The 19,621-nt window shown below is 68.7% G+C and carries 19 protein-coding genes; 9 read left to right on the forward strand and 10 right to left on the reverse strand.

Annotated features, from left to right (window positions below):
* Positions 1-42 precede the first annotated feature (42 nt).
* Together E0H50_RS34260 and E0H50_RS34265 are read left to right on the forward strand one after the other, a co-directional pair.
* Positions 43-1,566, forward strand: a complete 1,524-nt coding sequence (locus E0H50_RS34260; protein WP_131295159.1) for an alkaline phosphatase D family protein — start codon at positions 43-45, stop codon at positions 1,564-1,566.
* Complete coding sequence (locus E0H50_RS34265) at positions 1,566-2,372, forward strand: polysaccharide lyase family protein (protein WP_131295160.1); 807 nt, start codon at positions 1,566-1,568, stop codon at positions 2,370-2,372. Before E0H50_RS34260 ends, E0H50_RS34265 begins: the two co-directional genes overlap by 1 nt.
* On the opposite strand, the gene E0H50_RS34270 is transcribed toward E0H50_RS34265, so the two are convergent.
* Positions 2,373-3,215 carry a helix-turn-helix transcriptional regulator gene (locus E0H50_RS34270; RefSeq protein WP_131295161.1) on the reverse strand — a complete coding sequence of 281 codons (843 nt, stop codon included), beginning with the start codon at positions 3,213-3,215 and terminating at the stop codon, positions 2,373-2,375.
* Positions 3,216-3,301: 86 nt separating this feature from the next.
* Here E0H50_RS34270 and E0H50_RS34275 point away from each other — a divergent pair, with 86 nt between their 5' ends.
* Positions 3,302-4,048, forward strand: coding sequence for an SDR family NAD(P)-dependent oxidoreductase (locus E0H50_RS34275; protein ID WP_131295162.1), 747 nt, complete (start codon positions 3,302-3,304; stop codon positions 4,046-4,048).
* Here the strand turns inward: E0H50_RS34275 and E0H50_RS34280 are convergent, their stop codons facing one another.
* Positions 4,049-5,629, reverse strand: coding sequence for an alkaline phosphatase D family protein (locus E0H50_RS34280; protein WP_131295163.1), 1,581 nt, complete (start codon positions 5,627-5,629; stop codon positions 4,049-4,051).
* Positions 5,630-5,804: 175 nt separating this feature from the next.
* Here E0H50_RS34280 and E0H50_RS34285 point away from each other — a divergent pair, with 175 nt between their 5' ends.
* Genes E0H50_RS34285 through E0H50_RS34295 form a run of 3 tightly spaced genes read left to right on the forward strand, consistent with a single transcriptional unit; the run spans position 5,805 to position 7,380 of the window.
* The gene (locus E0H50_RS34285; RefSeq protein WP_131295164.1) at positions 5,805-6,035 is read left to right on the forward strand and encodes an antitoxin VbhA family protein; all 231 of its coding nucleotides are present in this window, start codon (positions 5,805-5,807) and stop codon (positions 6,033-6,035) included.
* Positions 6,032-6,853 carry a Fic/DOC family protein gene (locus E0H50_RS34290; protein WP_131295165.1) on the forward strand — a complete coding sequence of 274 codons (822 nt, stop codon included), beginning with the start codon at positions 6,032-6,034 and terminating at the stop codon, positions 6,851-6,853. The genes E0H50_RS34285 and E0H50_RS34290 overlap by 4 nt, the downstream gene beginning before the upstream one ends.
* Positions 6,854-6,897: 44 nt before the next feature.
* Positions 6,898-7,380 (forward strand): GNAT family N-acetyltransferase, encoded by a 483-nt coding sequence (locus tag E0H50_RS34295; protein WP_131295166.1) that lies wholly within the window; start codon positions 6,898-6,900, stop codon positions 7,378-7,380.
* A gap of 208 nt (positions 7,381-7,588) precedes the next feature.
* On the opposite strand, the gene E0H50_RS43580 is transcribed toward E0H50_RS34295, so the two are convergent.
* The 7 genes from E0H50_RS43580 to E0H50_RS34330 form a co-directional block, all read right to left on the reverse strand.
* Entirely contained in the window at positions 7,589-8,662 is a 1,074-nt protein-coding gene (locus tag E0H50_RS43580) for a hypothetical protein (RefSeq protein ID WP_202868459.1), read from the reverse strand.
* 64 nt (positions 8,663-8,726) lie between these two features.
* Positions 8,727-10,166, reverse strand: a complete 1,440-nt coding sequence (locus tag E0H50_RS34305; RefSeq protein ID WP_131295167.1) for a diguanylate cyclase domain-containing protein — start codon at positions 10,164-10,166, stop codon at positions 8,727-8,729.
* 83 nt (positions 10,167-10,249) lie between these two features.
* Positions 10,250-11,005: a sugar phosphate isomerase/epimerase family protein gene (locus E0H50_RS34310; RefSeq protein WP_131295168.1), complete on the reverse strand. Its 756-nt coding sequence runs from the start codon at positions 11,003-11,005 to the stop codon at positions 10,250-10,252.
* 15 nt (positions 11,006-11,020) lie between these two features.
* Complete coding sequence (locus tag E0H50_RS34315) at positions 11,021-11,836, reverse strand: sugar phosphate isomerase/epimerase family protein (protein ID WP_131295169.1); 816 nt, start codon at positions 11,834-11,836, stop codon at positions 11,021-11,023.
* Entirely contained in the window at positions 11,833-12,981 is a 1,149-nt protein-coding gene (locus E0H50_RS34320; protein ID WP_131295170.1) for a dihydrodipicolinate synthase family protein, read from the reverse strand. The genes E0H50_RS34315 and E0H50_RS34320 overlap by 4 nt, the downstream gene beginning before the upstream one ends.
* Positions 12,981-14,141, reverse strand: a complete 1,161-nt coding sequence (locus E0H50_RS34325; protein WP_131295171.1) for a Gfo/Idh/MocA family protein — start codon at positions 14,139-14,141, stop codon at positions 12,981-12,983. Before E0H50_RS34325 ends, E0H50_RS34320 begins: the two co-directional genes overlap by 1 nt.
* On the reverse strand, positions 14,138-14,887 hold the full coding sequence (locus E0H50_RS34330) for a cupin domain-containing protein (RefSeq protein WP_131295172.1): 750 nt from the start codon (positions 14,885-14,887) through the stop codon (positions 14,138-14,140). Before E0H50_RS34330 ends, E0H50_RS34325 begins: the two co-directional genes overlap by 4 nt.
* Before the next feature lie 201 nt (positions 14,888-15,088).
* On the opposite strand from E0H50_RS34330, the gene E0H50_RS34335 reads away from it, so the two are divergent.
* Positions 15,089-15,919, forward strand: coding sequence for a hypothetical protein (locus tag E0H50_RS34335; RefSeq protein ID WP_131295173.1), 831 nt, complete (start codon positions 15,089-15,091; stop codon positions 15,917-15,919).
* Here E0H50_RS34335 and E0H50_RS34340 read toward each other — a convergent pair.
* On the reverse strand, positions 15,906-17,315 hold the full coding sequence (locus E0H50_RS34340; RefSeq protein ID WP_131295174.1) for an FGGY family carbohydrate kinase: 1,410 nt from the start codon (positions 17,313-17,315) through the stop codon (positions 15,906-15,908). The two genes, E0H50_RS34335 and E0H50_RS34340, sit on opposite strands and share 14 nt — an antisense overlap.
* A 118-nt stretch (positions 17,316-17,433) precedes the next feature.
* Between E0H50_RS34340 and E0H50_RS34345 the strand changes: the two genes are divergently transcribed.
* Complete coding sequence (locus tag E0H50_RS34345) at positions 17,434-18,327, forward strand: nucleoside hydrolase (RefSeq protein WP_202868460.1); 894 nt, start codon at positions 17,434-17,436, stop codon at positions 18,325-18,327.
* Positions 18,324-19,619 (forward strand): ABC transporter substrate-binding protein, encoded by a 1,296-nt coding sequence (locus E0H50_RS34350; protein ID WP_131295176.1) that lies wholly within the window; start codon positions 18,324-18,326, stop codon positions 19,617-19,619. Before E0H50_RS34345 ends, E0H50_RS34350 begins: the two co-directional genes overlap by 4 nt.
* The last annotated feature ends 2 nt before the right edge of the window (positions 19,620-19,621 follow it).

Genomic DNA, 19,621 nt, shown 5'->3' on the forward strand with positions numbered 1-19,621 from the left:
CGTAAGAATGTGGCGGAACTCGCCCGAGGAACGGAGCCGCCAGTGCCGTCCCGTCGTACCTTTCTCCAGCTCACCGGCCTGAGCGCGGCCTCGGTCACGCTCGGCATCGCCGCGCCGACCACGGCCGACGCCACCCCGGCGCGGCCGATCCCGGACGGTGCGTTCGCGCTCGGTGTCGCGTCCGGTGATCCGCGACCCGACGGGTTCGTGCTGTGGACCCGGCTCGCACCCACCCCGCTCGCCGTCGACGGCCACGGCGGTATGCCGGCCAGTCAGGTTCCGGTGCAGTGGGAGGTCGCCGAGGACAGCCGCTTCCGGCACGTCGTGCGGCGGGGACTGGCGATCGCCTCACCCGACCTCGCGCACGCCGTCCACCCGGAGGTACGTGGTCTCCGGCCGGGCCGTGAGTACTTCTACCGCTTCCGCGTCGGCACGCAGGTCAGTCCGATCGGCCGCACCAAGACCCTGCCGGCGTACGGCGACCAGTTCACCTTCGCGACCGCGTCTTGTCAGGCCTGGTACCACGGCTACTTCGCCGCGCATCGCGACATCGCCCGCCGCGCTCCCGACGCGGTGTTCTTCCTCGGCGACTACATCTACGAATACGGAATCGTTGCCGGTGACAACCTTTGGCGCGCGGGCGTCACGGTCGGACCCGAGCACGGCGTCGAGATCGAGACGCTGGAGCAGTACCGCCTGCGCTACAGCCTGTTCAAGAGCGACCCCGATCTCCAGGCGGCCCATGCCGTCGCGCCGTGGTTCCTGGTCTGGGACGACCACGAGGTGCAGAACAACTACGGTGCGGCCAACTCGCTGTACGGCGTACCGCCCGAGCTCTTCGTCCATCGCCGGGCCGTCGCGTACCGCGCGTACTACGAGAACGCCCCGCTCGCTCTCGACAGCCTCCCGCAGGGGCCGAGCAGCCGCGTCTACCGCCGGTACGACATCGGCTCCCTGGCCCGGGTCCACCTCCTCGACACCCGCCAGTACCGCGATCCGCTCCCGGTCGACGAGGCCGATCGCGTCTCGGAGCAGCGCACGATCATGGGCGCCGAGCAGGAGGCCTGGCTGTACGACGGGCTTCGCCGCTCGCGCGCACCGTGGAACATCGTCGCGGGCGGCGTCGTACTCAGCGCCGTCACCGACGACCGCACCGAGCAATGGGACGGCTATCCGGCCAACCGCCGCCGCGTGCTCGAGGCGATGGGCGGAGCCGGGACGTCGGTGATGCTCACCGGCGACATCCACCGCCACGTCGCGTCGGAGCTCAAACTCGACTTCGCCGATCCCGCCTCGCGGACGGTCGGGGTCGAGCTGGTCTGCTCGTCGGTGGGCTCTAACGGCGACGGCACCGACACCGACGCGTACGCGAAGGATTGGCTGCAGCACCCGTACATGAAGCTCTACAACGCCCGGCGCGGCTACGTGCACAGCACGATGACCCGCTCCGAGCTGACCACCGAGTTCGTGAACTTCCCGTACATCCAGGCCGACGCTGACGCCCAACCGAACGTCGTCGCCCGCTTCCGCACGCCCGTCGTCGATCCCCGCCTGGAGGCACTGTGATGCGTCGACCACCAGCCATCACCGGCCTGCACGGCGCCGGCGGCATCAGAATCGTGACGCTCGACTGGAAGCCGGTCTCGTGGGCGACCGTCGTCGACCACTACGCCGTGTACGCCGACGGCGCCCTGATCGGCAAGACCGTCTACCCGCACTTCGTGCACCGCGGCCTCGGCTTCACCGGCGTGACCAGGTCCTACTCGGTCGTCACGGTCGATGCCGCAGGCAACCGATCCGCGCAGTCGAGCCCCGCGGCCGTCGCGAACCTGACGTCCGTCACGATCTCCGGTACGCCGATCGCGACGGTCGGCACGTTCGACGGCAAGGGCTCCGAGCTCGCCCTCTCGCCGAAGGGGTACGCCGAGTACCCGACCCGCTTCCCGGCTGGCGTCGACTACACGTACGGTACGTCGACGCCGGCCGCGGACTGGTCCTATCTGCTGCCCGGTCCCGCGGACAAGTGGGCCGGCACCAAGAACCACCGCGCCACGTTCCGCTTCGACCTGCCCGCCGTACCCGAGCAGGATCTCGACCTCGCGCTGTGGCTGATCGACAGCCACGCCAGCCTCGCGGCGTCGGCGCTCCTGACGGTCAACGGCACCGAGTTCGGCCGCCTGACGTTCGCGAACGGCGCCACCAAGGGATCGACCATTGCCGACAGCACCTATCCGGGGTCGCCGCTCAAACCGTCGTACCTGGAGGTGCCGTTGCCGAAGGCCCTCTTCCGTGCCGGTCAGAACGTCCTGGAACTCTTCAAGGACCAAGGTTCCTGGATCGCCTACGACGCGCTCGGCGTCTTCGGTCGGTGATCAACCAGGAAGGTCGAGGCGCTGCGTGCCGACCACGGACAGGAGCTTGAGCGCTTCCTCCGACGGGGAGCCGGGAGTCGCGGTGTAGATGATCACCTGCTGGTCGCAGTCCGGGATCGCGAGCGCATCGCAGGTCACCGTGACGAGGCCGACCAATGGGTGCTGGAACGACTTGCACAGGGTCGGCTCGGCCGCGATGTCGCGGGCCTCCCACAGCTCGGCGAACGCCGTACTTCCGGCCAGCAGGTCGGCGATCAGCTCCTTGATCTCCGGATCGTCTGGGTAGCGGGCCGCGGTCGCCCGCAGCTGGTTGACCGAGCTCCGGGCGAAGCGGCGGCCGTCCACGACGGAGTACACGTGCTGATCCTCGGTGAGGAAGGCGCGCCGGATCAGGTTCCGGTCGCGGCGGGAGCGGACCGAGAAGTCCTCCATCAGCGCGGTGGCCAGGTGGTTCCAGGCGATCACCTCGTACGACGCCGACAGGACGATCGCGGCCGCGTTCGGCAGCCGGTCGAGGAGGTCGAGGATGCTCTGCCGCACCTCCCGCGGCGGTCCGGTCGGCCGCACCGGCGGAACCCCGGCCAGATGGTGCAGATAGTTGCGCTCAGCATCGGTCATCCGGAGCGCCCGGGCCAGCCCGGCCAGAACCTCGCTCGACGGATGCGGTGCGCGGGCCTGCTCGAGGCGGGTGTAGTACTCGGTGGAGATGTACGCCAGTTGTGCGACCTCCTCGCGGCGCAGACCCGGCGTACGGCGGCGTCGCCCGGCCGGCAGACCGACGTCCGACGGGGTCACCCGCTCCCGTCGGCTGCGCAGGAATGCCGCCAGTTCTGGCTTGTCCACGTCATCCAGTCTGCCTCGCTGCGCCGGGGTAACCAGGTACTACCGATGCCTGGTTACCGATCCGCGCAGCGCCAAGGCTCGAAGACATGGACAAACTGCTCGACGACAAGGTCGTCTTCATCACCGGTGCGGGTCGCGGGATCGGCGCCGCGGCCGCGCGGCTGTTCGCCGCCGAGGGCGCTCGGCTGATGCTCACCGCCCGCACCGAATCCGAACTCGCCGCCGTCGCGCAGGAGACCGGCGCGCGGTACGTCGTCTGCGACCTGGCCGACCCCGACTCGGTCCACGCCGCGGTCGACCGGACCGTAGCGGAGTACGGACGCCTCGACGCCGCCTTCAACAACGGCGCGATCGGCCAGCCGCCCGGTCCGATGGACGGGCTCAGCCAGGAAGCCTTCGACCAGGTGTACGCCGTGAATCTGCGCGGCCCGTGGTCCGCGATCGTGGCAGAGGTCGCCGCGATCCGTGCCACCGCCGGACACGGCAGCATCGTCAACACATCGAGTGTCGGCAGCTTCGCCGGCAACCCGGCACTCCCGGCGTACGGTGCGATGAAGCGGGCTCTGAACAGCCTGACCGAGTCCGCCGCGATCACCTACGGTCCCGAGAACATCCGGGTGAACGCGATCGCTCCCGGTACGACGCTGACCGAGATGCTGCAGGACTGGGATCGGGCGACGCCCGGCGTGATCGACGCCCTGAACGCGCGCACGCCGCTCGGCCGGGGCGCACAGCCCGTCGAGGTTGCCGAGGCCGCCGCCTGGCTGCTCAGCGACCGGGCGTCGTACGTGACCGGTGCTGTGCTGCGCGTGGACGGCGGCCTGGGGGTGTAGTCAGGCCGAGTGGACGTGCGGGCGGCGGTCCTCGACGACGTACGTCGCGCGCGTGCTGATCGTGGCGCCTGGGGTCTCGACGTACGGCACGACCCGGAAGTCGTTGCGCCACTCGTGCTGGTTGATCGTGACGCGCGAGTACCCGCGCTGGGAGTTGAAGAACTTCAGGTGCGGGTTCGCGGCCAGGAACTGCTGACCCTGGTCCGTCGTGTCGGCGCCGTTGCCGCCGCTGGTGATCGACGTACCGACGAACTCGGTGCCGACCGTCGCGGAGTCCGGGTTCGCGAAGTCGCGCTTCAGCTCGAGCGCGTAGTTCTGGTGCCGGTCGCCGGTGATCACCACCAGGTTGCGGACGCCGCTGTCCTGCGCGGCCGCGAGTACCTTGTTGCGTTCGGCGACGTACCCGTCCCACGGGTCCAGCCACACGTGCGTCTCCGGGCCCGGCGTCCAGTCGGTCTGTCCCATCGGAGTCTGGTTGCCGATCACCTGCCAGCGCGCCTTCGACCGGCGGAACCCGTCCAGCAGCCAGGCACGCTGTTTGCCGCCGAGCATCGTGTTGTCCGGGTCGAACCGGTCGTCGCAGGTGGACGAGTCGCCGTCGCCGCACGGCTGGTCACTGCGGTACTGACGGGTGTCGAGGATCGTGAAGTCCGCGAGCCGGCCGTACGGGAGCCGGCGGTGGTAACGGATCTCGGGTCCGGACGGCATCTGCTCGTGCCGCACCGGCAGGTTCTCGTACATCGCCTGGAACGCCTGGGCGCGGCGGGCCCGGAAGACGGCCGGGTCCTGGTCCGGCTCGGTGTCGATCTGGGAGATGTCGCCGGCCCAGTTGTTCTCCACCTCGTGGTCGTCGAACGTGTGGATCCACGGGTGCGCGGCGTGCGCCGCCTGCAGCGGGGCCTCGGTCTTGTACAGCGAGTACTGCAGCCGGTACCGCGCCAGGTCGAACGTCTCGGTGTGGAACCGCGGGTCGGTGGTCACGCCGCGCTTGTTCGTCTTCACGCCGGACTCGTACAGGTAGTCGCCGAGGTGCACGACCAGGTCGAGGTCCTCGTTCGCCAGGTGGTCGTACGCCGTGAAGTACCCGTCCTGCCAGGCGTTGCAGGACGCGAACGCGAACCGCAGCTCGCGCGGGTTCGCCAGCGGGTGCGGCGCGGTCCGGGTCCGGCCGGTCGGCGAGACCTCGTGACCGGTGCGGAAGCGGTAGTAGTACACGTGGTCCGGCAGCAGGCCGCGGACCTCGGGGTGGACGCTGTGCCCGAGTTCGGGGGTCGCGACGACGCTGGAGCGACGTACCACGTGGCGGAAGTTCTCGTCGTACGCGACCTCGTACTCGACCCGGACCGGGCGCGCGGGCATGCCGCCCTTCCCGTCGACGGCGTACGGATCGGTGGCCAGACGGGTCCACAGCACGACCCCGTCGTACTGCGGATCGCCCGAGGCGACCCCGAGCGTGAACGGGTTGCCGGTGCCGGACGGCGCCGCGTACGTGGTCGAGGCGTCCCAGGCCCCGGTGCCGAGCAGTACGGCGCCGGCGCCCGCACCCCCGTACCCGAGGAAGCGACGGCGGGAGACAGGCATGTGATTCCTCCAGGGGAAGGGCGGGTTCGGAGCGCTTGTCAGTGTTCAGCCGGTGGGTGGCGGTCGCTTGTCGCGGAGGTTAACGGTCATGCTCGGTAAATTAACGAGAGCGAACGGTACGATCCGGGGCTTCGCTAGGCTGGCCCGAATTGCCGACTACACGGGGAGCTGACAGATGCCGTACGAACCGTGCCGCTACGCGCGCCGGTGGCCGGACCTGTTCGACCAACTCGACGACGAGCAGAAGCAGCGGGTCAGTGACGCGCTGGCGAACAACCGCCTCGAGGGCTGGGAGCCCGGGCGGGACGACGTCGCCGATCTGATCGATCGCGAACTGGGCCGGATCGACACCGCGGAGTACATCCGCCGGACCCTGTCGAAGGTGACCGGCGGCGGACCCGCGTGACCGAGGAGGTCTCTCCGGAGGAAGCCGCCGAGGCCGCCGCGCGGAAAGAGCGCTGGAACGCCTACCTGTGGGAACCCGGCAGCTGCCTGAAGAACAAGCTCGACATCAAGAACCCGATCGAGCTGCACTTCGCGGAGTACAGTCTGCGCGCCGTCCGGCAGGGCGAGATGGACCGCGGTGAGGTCGACATCCCGCGCACGTACGACAAGGCGCACCTGCAGGCGATCCACAAGCACATGTTCCAGGACGTGTACGACTGGGCCGGGAAGTTCCGGGACGTCAACATCTCCAAGCAGGGCAACCCGTTCGTACCTCCTGAACACCTGGACAAGTGGACCGGCAAGGTCAGCGCGAAGGTCAACGAGAAGGACTGGTCGACGATGTCGCGCGAGGAGTTCGTGCAGAGCATCGCCGAGGTGTACAGCTACCAGAACCTCACCCACCCGTTCCGCGAAGGAAACGGCGCGACCGCCAAGCAGTTCATCAGCCACGTGTCCGAGATGTCGCCGTACCGCCTCGACTTCGACCGCGTCGAGCGGGACGAGTGGAACGCGGCGTCGAGCGCGTCGTACCCGCCGGACCTGGAGAAGAGCACCGACCCGGACCCGCGCCAGATGTACGCCGTCTTCGACAAGATGACCGTCGAACGCGGCGCCGTACTGCGCGCCGACCCGGAACTCGCGGCCGCCCTCGCACTCCAGAACTCGACGTACGCCGGCGTCGAAGAGTCCGAGCACATCGACATCGACGACAAACGCCCAGGCACCCACGCCGTCGAACTGGAATCCGAGGCGGAAGCCGAACAGCACCAGAACTGACCTCTCGGGCGGACGGATCCGGTCGTCGGTGCAGGATAGGCCGTATGCACACCGACGAACGGATTCGCCGTGCCCGGCCGGACGACGTACCAGCGATCGTGGAGCTGGTGTACGCCCTCGCGGAGTACGAACGGGCCCGCGAAGAGTGCCACCTGACCGCCGACCAGCTGCAGACCGCCCTCTTCGGAGACAAACCCGCGCTCTTCTGCCACGTCGCCGAACACGAAGGCCAGGTAGCCGGCTGCGCCCTCTGGTTCCTGAGCTTCTCCACCTGGCGCGGCGTCCACGGCATCTACCTCGAAGACCTCTTCGTCCGCCCCGAAACCCGCGGCACCGGCCTAGGCAAAGCCCTCCTCACCGCACTCGCCCAGGAATGCGTCAACAACAACTACGAACGCCTCGAGTGGTCCGTCCTCAACTGGAACACCCCCGCCATCGACTTCTACAAGTCCCTAGGCGCCAACCCCCAAGAAGAATGGACCGTCTACCGCCTGACGGATCAACCCCTGAAAAACCTGGGCTCATAACAAGACGCTCCCAACCACCCCGAACTGCTTCCCCGCACTAGGCGCACCATCCCGGGCGAGCCGACCGCCCCGGTTCGGCGCATGCGCCGCGCGGTCGGCCGGTTGTCGGGGGAAGCGACACCCGCCGGGGGCGGCGGACAGGTTATATCGGGTCCTACCCCACCAGAACCTGTCTCACGGGCCCCGCAGCGGGGGTTCGACCAACCGCTCACGAAGCTGAGCTGCTGAGGAACACCTCACGCAGCTCGCCCGGCAACCGGCTTTTGTCGGCGAACGGGCCTGTGGACAGCCAGACCGTTCCGACTGCTGCGTGGAACGGGTCCTCATTGAACGTGGCGGTGACGACCGTCTCGGCGTTCTCGAAGGGGGCGCGGTGGTCGAACCACCCATGAACGCGGGCGACGAGCTGATGGACGATCGGGACCGCCGCCGCCCCGGGCTGGATCTGCGGTGGCGGCCCGTTGAGGGTTTCGAGCCAGCCGGCGCCGCGGTCCATGCGATCGAGGACGCCGGAGATCCGCTCGTCGCCGCCGTACCCCGCTTCCTCGCACGCGCGACGCGCTGCCCACCGCGCGATCGCGCGTAAGGTCTGCGGGTCAGTTTGTTCGAGCGCATCCACCAAGGCTCGGTCGAGCGCCGCCAACTCCCGGCAGAATGGCGCGCGCTCCATCCGCTCGCTCGGCATAGCCCCACCCCAAGCCGCCGCGCGCTCTGCGCGTCGTTGCTCCTCGGCCTGCCGCGCCTTCTCCAGCTTCATCTCGGCGAACTGGGCAGGTGTCGGCTGCTCACGCGCGAACTTGTGCCAGTACGCCGCCTGCTTGCTGGTCTCCTTCACCACCCGATCCGGCGCAGGCCGAGCCGGCCAGAACTGCAACAGATAACGGTCGACGAGCGGCTCGCCGTCCATCGGCGGACCGGCCTGGTGGCCAGCGTCCATGTTCCAAGCGGAGTACCGCACGCGGTAGTCCACCCCGGGCTCAAGCTCCAGCGGCCACGATCCGCCGTCTCCTCCCCAGGTGACCAAGGCCGCGTCACCGATCGGCCGGTACGCCGCTTCGACAACGTCCTCCGCGCTGTACTCGACCGAGGGCATCCTCTCGTGCACCTCGACCGTAAAACCGACCTTGCCGGTATGCAGCCCGGTGATCAGAAACAACTTCCCTGCCACGGCCGCCCCGCACAGCCCATTCCGCTGCCCGGCGAAACACTCCCCGAGGTCGGCGTAGTTCTCCGCGCTCTCCACATAAATCTGGCCGTACGCGACCCACGCCCGTCCCGTCATAACCGTTCGCATGATGCCCCCAGGTAGTACGACTGCGACCTTCGATCACATTAGACGCGGGGGCCTACATGCGGCGGTTCTTGGCGGTGTACATGGCTTGGTCGGCTTCGTGGAGGAGGGTGTCCAGGTCTGTGGTGGTGGGGGTGATGGGGACTGTGCCGACGCTGGTGGTGACTTGGACGGCGATGTTGGGGAGGGGGCGGCTGACGGCGGTTTCGAGGCGGGTTATGAGGGTGGTGAGGTCGTCGCCGGCGATGTCTTCGGCCAGTACGGCGAACTCGTCGCCGCCTAGCCTCGCGACGGTGTCGCCGTGGCGGACTGCTGTGCTCAGGCGGGTGGCGATCTCGCGGAGGGCGCGGTCGCCGGCCTCGTGCCCGTAGCTGTCGTTGACGAGTTTGAAGTGGTTGAGGTCGCAGAACAGCAGGGCGCCGGGGCGGCCGGTGGCGCGGGTCTGCTCGAGGACTTTCGTGAACCGGTGCTGCAGGAGGCGGCGGTTCGGCAGGCCGGTGAGTGGGTCGTGCGCGGCGTGGTGCCGGAGTTCGCGTTCGGCGTCCTTGCGGGCGGTCACGTCGTCGATCTGGACCAGCAGGATCCGCGGCAGCCCGGCGCCTTGGGTGACGAGCGCCGCCGTACCGGCGAGCCAGATCGCGTTGCCGGTGGGCTGGGTGAACACCCTCTCGAACCGGTACGTACCGTTGCTGGCAGCAACCTCTTCCAGTTCGGCCCGGGTCTGCTCCGGCTCCTCGTCCCGCAGGAAGGTCACCAGCCGCGTCCCGAGCAGCTGATCCGGCGGGTAGCCGGTGATCCGGCAGAACGCGTCGTTCACGCGCAGGATCCGGCCCAGCTCGGGTCCGTCGAACGCGACCGTCGCCATCCCGTTCCCGGCGCCCTCGAAGACCAGCCGGAACGTCGCCTCGCTCGCCTCCAGCCGGGTCTTCTCGGCCAGCAGCCGATCCGTGAGCCGCGCCTTGTCGATCGCCAGCCCGGCCTGGGTCGCGAAGATCTCCAGCAGCTCCCGGTGGATCGGACCGGGCCGCCGCTGGTCCTCCGGCAGGTCGACCGACAGCATCCCGACCAGGTCGCCGTCGGAGGAGTACAGCGGCGCGAACAACGCGTCCAGCGGGTGCCAGGCGTCCGGTGCGTCGGACACCGGTACGTCGGGCACCCAGCCGGTCACCTCGCCCTCGGGGAGCCGCTCGTGCGGCACGAACCGGAGCTTGCCCCAGGCGTCCGCGATCGCGAACTCGGCGTCGAACAGGTCGGACGCGCTCACCTTCCCGAGCAGCGCCGCCCGGGCCTCCGGCGACCCGGCGACCGCGATCACCTCGAACTTCCCGTCCGGGTGCCGCAGGTTCAGGACGGCGATCCCGAATCCGAGCCCGTTCACGACACCGTCGACGACCGCCTGCAGCGTCTCGGCAAGGCTGCGCCCGGCGCCCATCCGCGCACTCACCTCGTACAGGCGACGGACGGCGGACAGCCGGACCGCGGGCTCGTTCTGCACCCGTTGAGAATAGGCCGATTTCACCAGGCGTGAGCAGTCGTATCCACAGCTGACCCGGTTAAGCGTTTGTTGTCACAGCGAAATCAGTACCTGAGCTCGGTCAGGCCCCGGTAGCTGCGCTCGGCCGAGTGCCAGGCGTCCGTGGGCTTGTCGTGCTCGACCAGGTACTGCTCCACGCCACCCGACTCCGCGTGCGCGAACATCGCGCCGAAATCGAGTTTCCCGGCCCCGACGTCCTCCCAGGACCCGTCCTCGGCCATGTCCTTGACGTGCAGTGCCGGGAACCTGCCCGGGTGCTCCTGGAACAGCTTCGCCGGGTCGTGCCCGCCGTCGACCGCCCAGTACAGGTCCAGCTCGAAGCCAAGCAACTCCGGGTCCACGTCGAGCAGAATGTCGTACAGCACCTGCCCGTCGACCTCGTCGAAGTCCCGGCCGTGGTTGTGGAACAGCAGCTTCAGCCCGGCGTCCCGCGCCGCCTTCCCGGCCTCGGTGAACGCGGCCGCGGCGGTCTTGAACCCCTCGACCGAGTGCAGTTCGGAAGGAATCGACGGTACGACGGCCCACTGCGCCCCGAGCGTCTGTACGTCGGCCAGCGCGCCCGCCCAGTCGTCGCTCATCCGCGCGTACCCGACATGCTCCAGCACGATCGACAGCCCCGCGTCGTCCGCGAACCCCCGGATCTCCGGCGCACTGTGGCCGAACCGCCCACTCACCCCCACCGTGCGGTACCCGATCCCCGCGAGCCGCTTCAGCGTCCCCGGGTAGTCCTCGGCCAGCACGTCCCGCATCGTGTAGAGGTGCATGCCGATTCCGTCGGCAGGAATGGTCCGGTCAGTCATACAGGTAGCTCCTTGTCAGAGAACGTGTTCCTGATACCTCGCCAGCGCCAGGTCGAAAACCTCCTGTCCCGGCGCGTCCCACAGTTGCTGGTTGAAGATCTCGACCTCGATCGGCCCGGCGTACCCGGCCGCGTCGCAGGCCGCGCGCAGCCGGCGCAGCTCGATCGAACCGTCGCCCATCATCCCGCGCCCGAGCAGTGTGTCCGCGGGCAGCGGGACCACCCAGTCGCTGACCTGGTACGACAGGATCCGTTCGCCGGCCCGCTCGATCTGCTGGTACACGTCCGCGTCCCACCACAGGTGGTACGCGTCGACGATCACGCCGACCTGCGACGCCGGGAACTGCTCGGCCAGATCGAGCGCACCGCCGAGCGACGACACCACGCACCGGTCCGAGCAGAACATCGGGTGCAGCGCCTCGACCGCAAGCTTCACACCGCGTTCGGAGGCGTACGGCGCCAGCTCGGCGAGCCCGTCGCGCACCATGCCGCGGGCCCCGTCGAGATCACGCGATCCGGCCGGGAGCCCGCCGCTGACCAGGACGAGGACCGACGTACCGACCGTGGCGGCCTCGTCGATCGCGCGCCGGTTGTCCTCGATCTTCGCTTTCCGTTCGGCCGGGTCGGCCGCGGTGAAGAACCCGCTGCGGCACAAGGACGAGACCTTCAGGCCGGCGTCCGCGACGAGACGAGCAGCCTTCTCCACGCCGTACTCCTGGATCGGCTCGCGCCACAGCCCGATCCACTCGAGGCCGGCGTTCGCGCTCGCCCCGACGACGTCCTCGAGCGGCCAGTACTTCGTGGTCGCCTGGTTGAGGCTGTACCTGTTCACGCGTCGATCCCGCCGACGCGCAACAGTTGCCGGAACCGGTCGACGGCCAGCTCGGGGTTCGTCAGTACGCCGGCCTGGTCCGCGAGCCGGAATGTGTCCGCGAGATGCGGCAGCGACCGTCCGGTCTGCAGGCCGCCGACCATCGTGAACCCGGGCTGGAACCCGTTCAGCCAGGCCAGGAAGGCGATACCGGTCTTGTAGTAGTACGTCGGCGCGGAGAAGATCTGCCGAGCCAACGGAACCGTGGGCGCGAACACGCGTTCGTATTCGTCCAAGTCACCGCGGTCCAGGGCGCTCAGTGCGGCTGCTGCCGCCGGAGCGATCGCGGCGAAGATCCCGAGCAGCGCGTCGCTGTGCCGTTCGCCGTCACCGCGGATCAGTTCCGGGTAGTTGAAGTCGTCGCCGGTGTAGAGCCGGACACCCTCGGGGAGGCGGTTGCGCAGGGCAACTTCCTTCGAGGCGTCGAGGAGCGAGATCTTGATGCCGTCGACGTGGTCCACGTTGTCGTTGATCAGTTCGACGACGGTGTCCACGGCGGAGTCGAACGATCCGCTGCCCCAGTAGCCTTCCAGGGCTGGGTCGAACATGGGGCCGAGCCAGTGCAGGATGACCGGGCGGGACGACTGGCTCAGCAGTCGGTCGTACACCTTCCGGTAGTCGTCGGGGGACTGCGCCGCGGCACACAACGCCCGGCTGGCCATCATGATCGGCTGCGCGCCGACGTCCTCGGCCACAGCCAGCTGCTCTTCGTAGGCCGCAATCACCACGTCGAGCGAGGAACCACCCCCGGTGAGTTGGTCGGTGCCTACGCCGACGGCGATTCGGCCGTCGGGGGCTTCTGCTGCTGAGCGGCGGATCAGTTCCTGGGTGGCCTGCCAGTCGAGGCCCATGCCGCGCTGTGCGGTGTCCATCGCCTCAGCGACCGACAGGCCGAGCGACCACAGGTGCCGCCGGAACTCCAGCGTGTGCTCCCAGTCGATCACCGCGGGCGCGCCCGGCGAGTTGTCTCCCAACGGATCCGCGACAACATGCGCGGCCGCGAACGCCAACCGCGAACTCGCCGGAGAGTAGGTGCCCTGAGCAACCGGTTCGCCAACCAGCCGATAGCTCTCCAGCCCACCCTCGGCAGGAAGCTTCAGGTCCATCACTTGGCCCCGAGATCGAGCGCGGGTACGTCGAGCTTGCGCCCCTCGTGCCAGGACTTGAGGCCGAGTTCGGCCAGCTGGACGCCCTTGGCGGCCTCGACGAAGTCCCAGGTGAACGGGGTGTCGTCGACCACGTGCCGCAGGAACATCTCCCACTGGACCTTGAACCCGTTGTCCATCGGCTCGTTGTCCGGCACCGTCGCCCACTGGTCGCGGAACTTCTCGGTGACCGGCAGGTCCGGGTTCCACACCGGCTTCGGTGTCGCGGACCGGTGCTGGGCGCGGCAGTTCCGCAGACCGGCGACCGCCGACCCCTCGGTCCCGTCGACGTGGAACTCGACCAGTTCGTCGCGGAACACCCGCGTGGCCCAGGACGAGTTCAGCTGCGCGACGATCCCGCCCTCGAGCTCGAACACGCCGTACGCCGCGTCGTCCGCCGTCGCGGTGTACGAGTCACCGTTCTCGTCGACCCGGGTCGGGATGTGCGTCGCGCCCTGGCAGTACACGGACTTCACCGCACCGAACGTCTGGTCGAGCACGTACCGCCAGTGGCAGAACATGTCCAGGATGATGCCGCCGCCCTCTTCGGACTTGTAGTTCCAGGACGGCCGCTGCGCCTCCTGCCAGTCGCCTTCGAAGACCCAGTAGCCGAACTCGCCGCGCACCGACAGGATCCGGCCGAAGAACCCGCCGTCGACCAGCCGCTTCAGCTTCCGCAGGCCGGGCAGCGACAGCTTGTCCATCACGACGCCGTTCTTCAGGCCGGAGTCGACGACCAGCCTGGCCAGGTCGACGGCCGCGTCCAGGCTCTCGGCGATCGGCTTCTCGCAGTAGATCGCCTTGCCGGCCTCGACCGCGGCCCGGACGCCCTTCTCGCGCAGCTGGGTGAGCTGCGAGTCGAAGTAGATCTCCACGTCCGGCGCGGCCAGCGCCTCGGCCAGGTCGGTGGTGTACCGCTCCAGGCCGTACTGCTCGGCGATCCGGCGCAGCTTCAGCTCGTTGCGGCCGACCAGGATCGGTTCGGGGATGATCATGGTGCCGTCGGCGGCGGGGATTCCGCCCTGCTCCCGGATCGCCACGATGGAGCGCTCGAGGTGCTGGCGCAGGCCCATCCGGCCGGTGACGCCGTTCATCACGATGCCGATGCGTCGCTCGTTCACAGTCGTACCTCTCGCGCTTGAGTGTCATAAACGTCGAGGCGGCCGCACATGCCGTGCCGGCCGGACTCGGTGGGGGTGGAGAGTCGGTGGAGCTCGGCGGACTGCAGGTGCGGCGCGGTGCCGGCCTCGAGTGCGTCGAGCGCGGCGCCGGTCTCGTCCGCGAGCCGGCGGGCGCCCTGTTCCCAGCGTTCGCGCCAGTCCGCGAGCTGCGGCCGCACGATCCGGATCGCCGCCGCGAAGAAGTCGTCCAGCGCCGCGGGGCCTTCGGCTTCGTACCGCTCCCGCAGTACGGCGTACCCCTGCAGTGCGAGGTCGCGCCGGGCCATCGCGGACGCCGTACGGTCCTCGCCCTCGCCGGTGAGGGCGGTCGCTCGCTGGTAGGTCTCGCGGTCGGTGAGGTGCTCGGGCGGCAACGTCAGGACGGCGTCGCCGGCCTCGGGGAGTCCCGAGTTCGACATCAGGGTGAGGATCTGCAGATCGCCGCCGTTGACCAGCCGGTGGATCGTGCCCGGGTCGAACCAGACCACGGCGCCGGCCTGCAGCGGGGTCTCGGCGTAACCCTTCGTGTTCAGGGTCTGTACGGCGCCGGTGCCGGCGACCACGTAGTACCCCTCGGAGCAGGCCAGGTGCACGTGCGGCGTACCGCCGACCAGGCCGTCGGGAGCCTCGATGTCGTACACCGCCAGCTTCGAGATGCCGATACCGCCGGGCAGCGCCACCGCCGATCCGGGCTCGAACTCACACATGTACACCTCCCTCCGAGCCTGGGAAAGGGCTTTCCAGAGCTTGTGACCGTAACCATAGGTGGGCGAAAACCCCACGTCAACCTGTAACGGAAAGCGATCTCCAACACTCTGGTGGAACGGCTGTGAGGTTGGCTACGTCGTAGCCCGTCAGCAAGACATTCGCCCTCCGGCCCGCTCGGCCGGACTCTTGTGGAGGTGTTCATGGTCGACAGATTCAGCCGGCGACAGGTGCTGGTGCTCGGAGGTGGAGCGCTGGCCGCGCTCGGCACCGCGGGTGCAGCCCAGGCGGCACTACCGAACGAAGCGGCCCGGGAGTCGGCGACCGGGTGGTTCCGGCTACCGGTGGTGACCGCCAACATCGGACGGAAGCGCCTCGGAGCCCGCGAGGCGGCGATCCGGGCCGTCCGCGGCGGCGATCCGGGGCACCGGCCGTTCGTCGGCTGGCAGGAGATCAGTGAGGGGGACTCGGGTGAGCCGCCGATGATCACGCGGCACTTCGGGCCCAAGTACCACAACGCGTTCCTGCGCGACCCCAAGTCCTTCCGGGTGCCGATCTCGGTGCCGGTGCCGTGGAAGATCGTGAACTCCAAGCGGACGTTCGTGCACGGCGGTATCGCTCACGTGACCCCGCCGCGCTTCATCAACGAGGTCGTGGTCGAGCACACCGCGCACCCGGGGCTGAAGTTCGCGCTGATCAACTCGCACTACATCGCCGGCGCCTACAACGGCAACGACAACCCGAACCTGCGCGACGAATGGCAGCTGCACAAGAAGCTCCACCGCGAACGCGTGATGGCCCACCACAACAACGGTCACCTGGTGATCTGGACCGCCGACACCAACAACCCCGGCTACGACCGCGCGACCGGCCAGAACGCCGAGCGCAAGGTGTTTGCCAAGGGCATCGACCGGATCAACTGGCTGCCCGGCGACGGTACGGTCCGCCTGGACCTCGTCGGGACGAAGGCGATCCCGATGAACGTCGACGGCCACGACGCGCGGCTGGCCGTGTTCCGGATCAAGCTGGCCTGACCCGTACCGAGGCGACCGCCTGGGCCCATTCGGCGCGCCGCCGGTCACGATCGCCGGCGTCGATACCGGGATCGAAGGTCCGGAAGGACCGCTTGCCGGCCCAGTCGGTCGTCTCCCCGAGTGTGGTCCAGGCCAGCTCGGCCACACCCAACGCGGAGATCTCCGGTACGTCGGCAGCCTCGACCGGATGACCGAGCAGATCCGCCTGCGTCTGCATGAGCAGGCCGGACACCGTCGCGCCGCCGTCCGCGCGGAGGCTGCTGAGCGTGCCCGGGATGGTGTCCGTGATGTCGCAGATCTGGTGAGCGACCGCGTCGACCGCCGCCCGGGCGATGTGCGCCCGCGTGGTCGAGCTGCTCATCCCGGTCAGCGCCGCCCGCGCTTCACGGTCCCAGTGCGGTGCTCCGAGCCCTGCGAAAGCCGGTACGAGTACGACGTCTTCGGCCGACTCGACGGTCGCCGCGAGCGTCGTCAATGCGCCGACATCCGGCAGGCCGAGGAGGTTGGCCGTCCAGGCGAGCGCGGCCCCGGACGACACGATGTTGCCTTCCAGTGCGTACATCGGGCGGTCGGTCAGCCAGGCGAGCGTGCATCCGCTCGGCTCGAAACCGGCGATCGGCGTCATCACCGACGATCCGGTCCCGTACGTCGCCTTCGCCGTCCCCGCCTGCGTGCAGCCCTGGCCGTACATCGCGGCATGTGAGTCGGCCAGTACGGCGACGATGGGGATGCCGTCGGCGAGTCCTGGTACATCTTTCGTGACTCCGAAGCCGGCGTTCGACGGTCGTACGTCGGGGAGTGCGGCTCGGGGGATGTCGAACGCTTCGAGTAGTTCTGGCGACCAGTCGAGGGCGACGGTGTCGTAGAGCAGCGTGCGGGACGCGTTGCCGGCTTCGGTCAGGTGCTCTTGGCAACCGGTCAGGCGATGGATCAGCCAGGCGTCGACGGTGCCGACGTACGCGTCGGATCGGTCGAGGAGCCAGCGCATCTTCGGGGCGGAGAACATCGCGTCGACGCGGAGGCCGGTACGTCGGCGTACCAGGTCGTCGACGTACGACGGGAGCTGCGCGCACCATTCGGCGGTCCGCACGTCCTGCCAGCCGAGGACGGGTCCGACGGGTTCGCCCGACCGGTTCCAGCCCACGACGGACTCCCGTTGGGTGGAAAGTGCGATCCCGACCACCTCCACGCGACCGCCCTCGAACGAGGTTGCTGTGGAGATCGCGTGCAAGACGCTCTGCCAGAGGTTTTCGGGGTCCTGTTCGACCCAGCCGGGGTGCGGGGTGGAGAGGCCGACGGGGGCGGAGCCGGTGGCGAGGAGGTCTCCTCCGGCGGTGACCAGGGCGGCTTTGGAGTTGGTCGTGCCCTGGTCGATCGCGAGTACCGCCTGGACCATCGCCCCTCCAAGTTTCAACTGAGCTCTTGACGTGACTCTAGCCGCGTGGTGACACTCGTGGCGACAGGCTATGCACTACTGAATATCTATTCAAACATCAAGGGATCGAGGAGCGCGCGTGAGGCCGAGTAGACGCCGGGTGATCATCAACACCGATGCCAAGAACGAGGCGGACGACCAGTTCGCGATCGTGCACGGGCTGCTGTCGCCGACCTTCGACGTCCGCGGCCTGATCCCCGCGCACTTCGGCACCCACCGGTCGGAGCGCAGCATGGAGGAGTCCCGCGAGGAGATCGACCTGCTGCTGGACCTCCTCGACCTGACCGGGAAGGTCCCGGTCGCGAACGGCGCGCCCACCGGAATCGCCGACGAGCAGACGCCGCTGGACTCCCCGGGCGCGCAGCTGATCGTCCAGGAGTCCAAGCTCGCGTCGAAGGGCGACCCGCTGTTCGTCAGCTTCCTCGGCCCGCTCACCGACATGGCGTCGGCGATCCTGCTCGACCCGGAGATCGTCGACCGCGAGGTGATCGTGGTCTGGATCGGCGGTCGCGGCTACAACGGCTACGCGGCCGATCACCGGCTGGAGTTCAACCTGTCCAACGACATCCACGCCGCCAACGTGGTGTTCGGCTCCGGGATCACCGTCTGGCAGGTCCCGAGCGACGTCTACACGAAGGTCTCGGTCAGCTACGCCGAGCTCGAGGAGAAGATCGGCGACGCCGGTCCGCTGGGGAAGTACCTCATCGAGCAGCTGATCGAGTGGAACGCGACGTACCACGGCGAGCCGATCGAGTCCCGCTCCCTCGGCGACTCGCCTGCCATCTCCCTGATGCTCTACCCGCACAGCGGCAACTTCCGGACCCGTCCGGCGCCGCGCTTCGGTGTCGACGGCTGGTACCTGCCCGGCACCGACAACCCCATCCAGGTCTGCGAGCAGGTCGACGTCCGCTTCCTGCTGGAGGACATGTTCGCCAAGATCCGCCGTTTTGCCCGCCAAAGGAGCACCTCATGAGCACGTCGTACACCCGCCGGGGATTTCTCGGTCTCACGTCCGCCGCCGCACTCGGCGCCGGTCTGTCCGCCTGTACCGGCGGCGGTGCGTCGAGCGGCGGGGGAGCCACTCAGGCGGCGTCGAACAACCTCCGCCTGTTCACCTACGAGGGGGACGAGACGATCGGGCTGCTGAAGGCACAGGTCAAGAAGTTCGACGAGCAGAACGGTACGACGACCACCGTCGACAGCCTGCCCGGTTCGGGGGCCGCGGTGTACCCGGACAAGCTGCGCACCGAGCTGCTCGGCGGCAAGGGCCCGGATGTCTGGCGGATCTGGGGCGGCCAGATCGGAGCACCGTTCGCGAAGGCGAAGCAGGCGCTGGACCTGTCGCCGTACTACTCGAAGTACGGCTGGGACGCGAAGATCAACACCCAGGCGATCGGCGGGATGACGTTCGAGGGGATGAAGGCCGGGGTGCCGTTCGTGTCCCTCGGAATCGGTGCCTGGTACAACAAGTCCCTGTTCGCGAAGGCCGGCGTGAGCGCTCCGCCGAAGACCTATGCCGAGCTGGAGGCGATCAACGACAAGCTGGTCGCGGTCGGCGTGACGCCGGCCGGTCTCGGTGGGAAGTACGGCTGGGACATCATGCGCCTGTTCGAGTACCTGCTGGAGCACACCGCGGGACCCGAGCTGCACGACAAGCTGCTGACCGGGGCCGAGAGCTGGGACCGGCCCGAGGTGGTCGAGGCGTTTTCCCTGTTCAAGAAGTGGCAGGACAAGAAGTGGCTGCCGCAGGGTGCGCTCGGCCTCGACCCGGCCGATATCGAGCCGGCGTACGTCCAGGGCAAGACGGCGTACACGATCACCGGGCCCTGGACCGAGGCGGCGGCGATCCTGTCGGCCAAGAAGAGCTCGTCCGCGTTCGGCAACTTCGAGCTGCCGACCGACAAGACCCCGGCCCGGCACTCCGGTTTCGTCGAGGGCTACATGATCAACGCGAAGTCCGGGAACGCGGACAAGGCCGCGGCGCTGATCGACTTCATCGTCCAGCCGGCGACCCAGAAGGCGCTGCAGGTCACCGCCTCCACGGTCAAGGGCGCGGAGCCCGACCCGAAGACGCTGCCGCTGGCGGCCGAGTGGGCGCAGAAGTACGGCAGCAACCCGTTCTACACGATCCAGGACCAGGCGTTCCCGAAGAAGCAGGCCGACCAGTACTTCAGCGTGCAGAGCGACCTGCTGCAGGGCAAGGTCGCCCCGGACGCCGCCGCGAAGAAGATGCAGGAGATCGTCTCCGCCTGGGCGAAGAGCTAGCG

This window comes from Kribbella sindirgiensis, assembly GCF_004331435.1.
Lineage (GTDB): Bacteria > Actinomycetota > Actinomycetes > Propionibacteriales > Kribbellaceae > Kribbella > Kribbella sindirgiensis.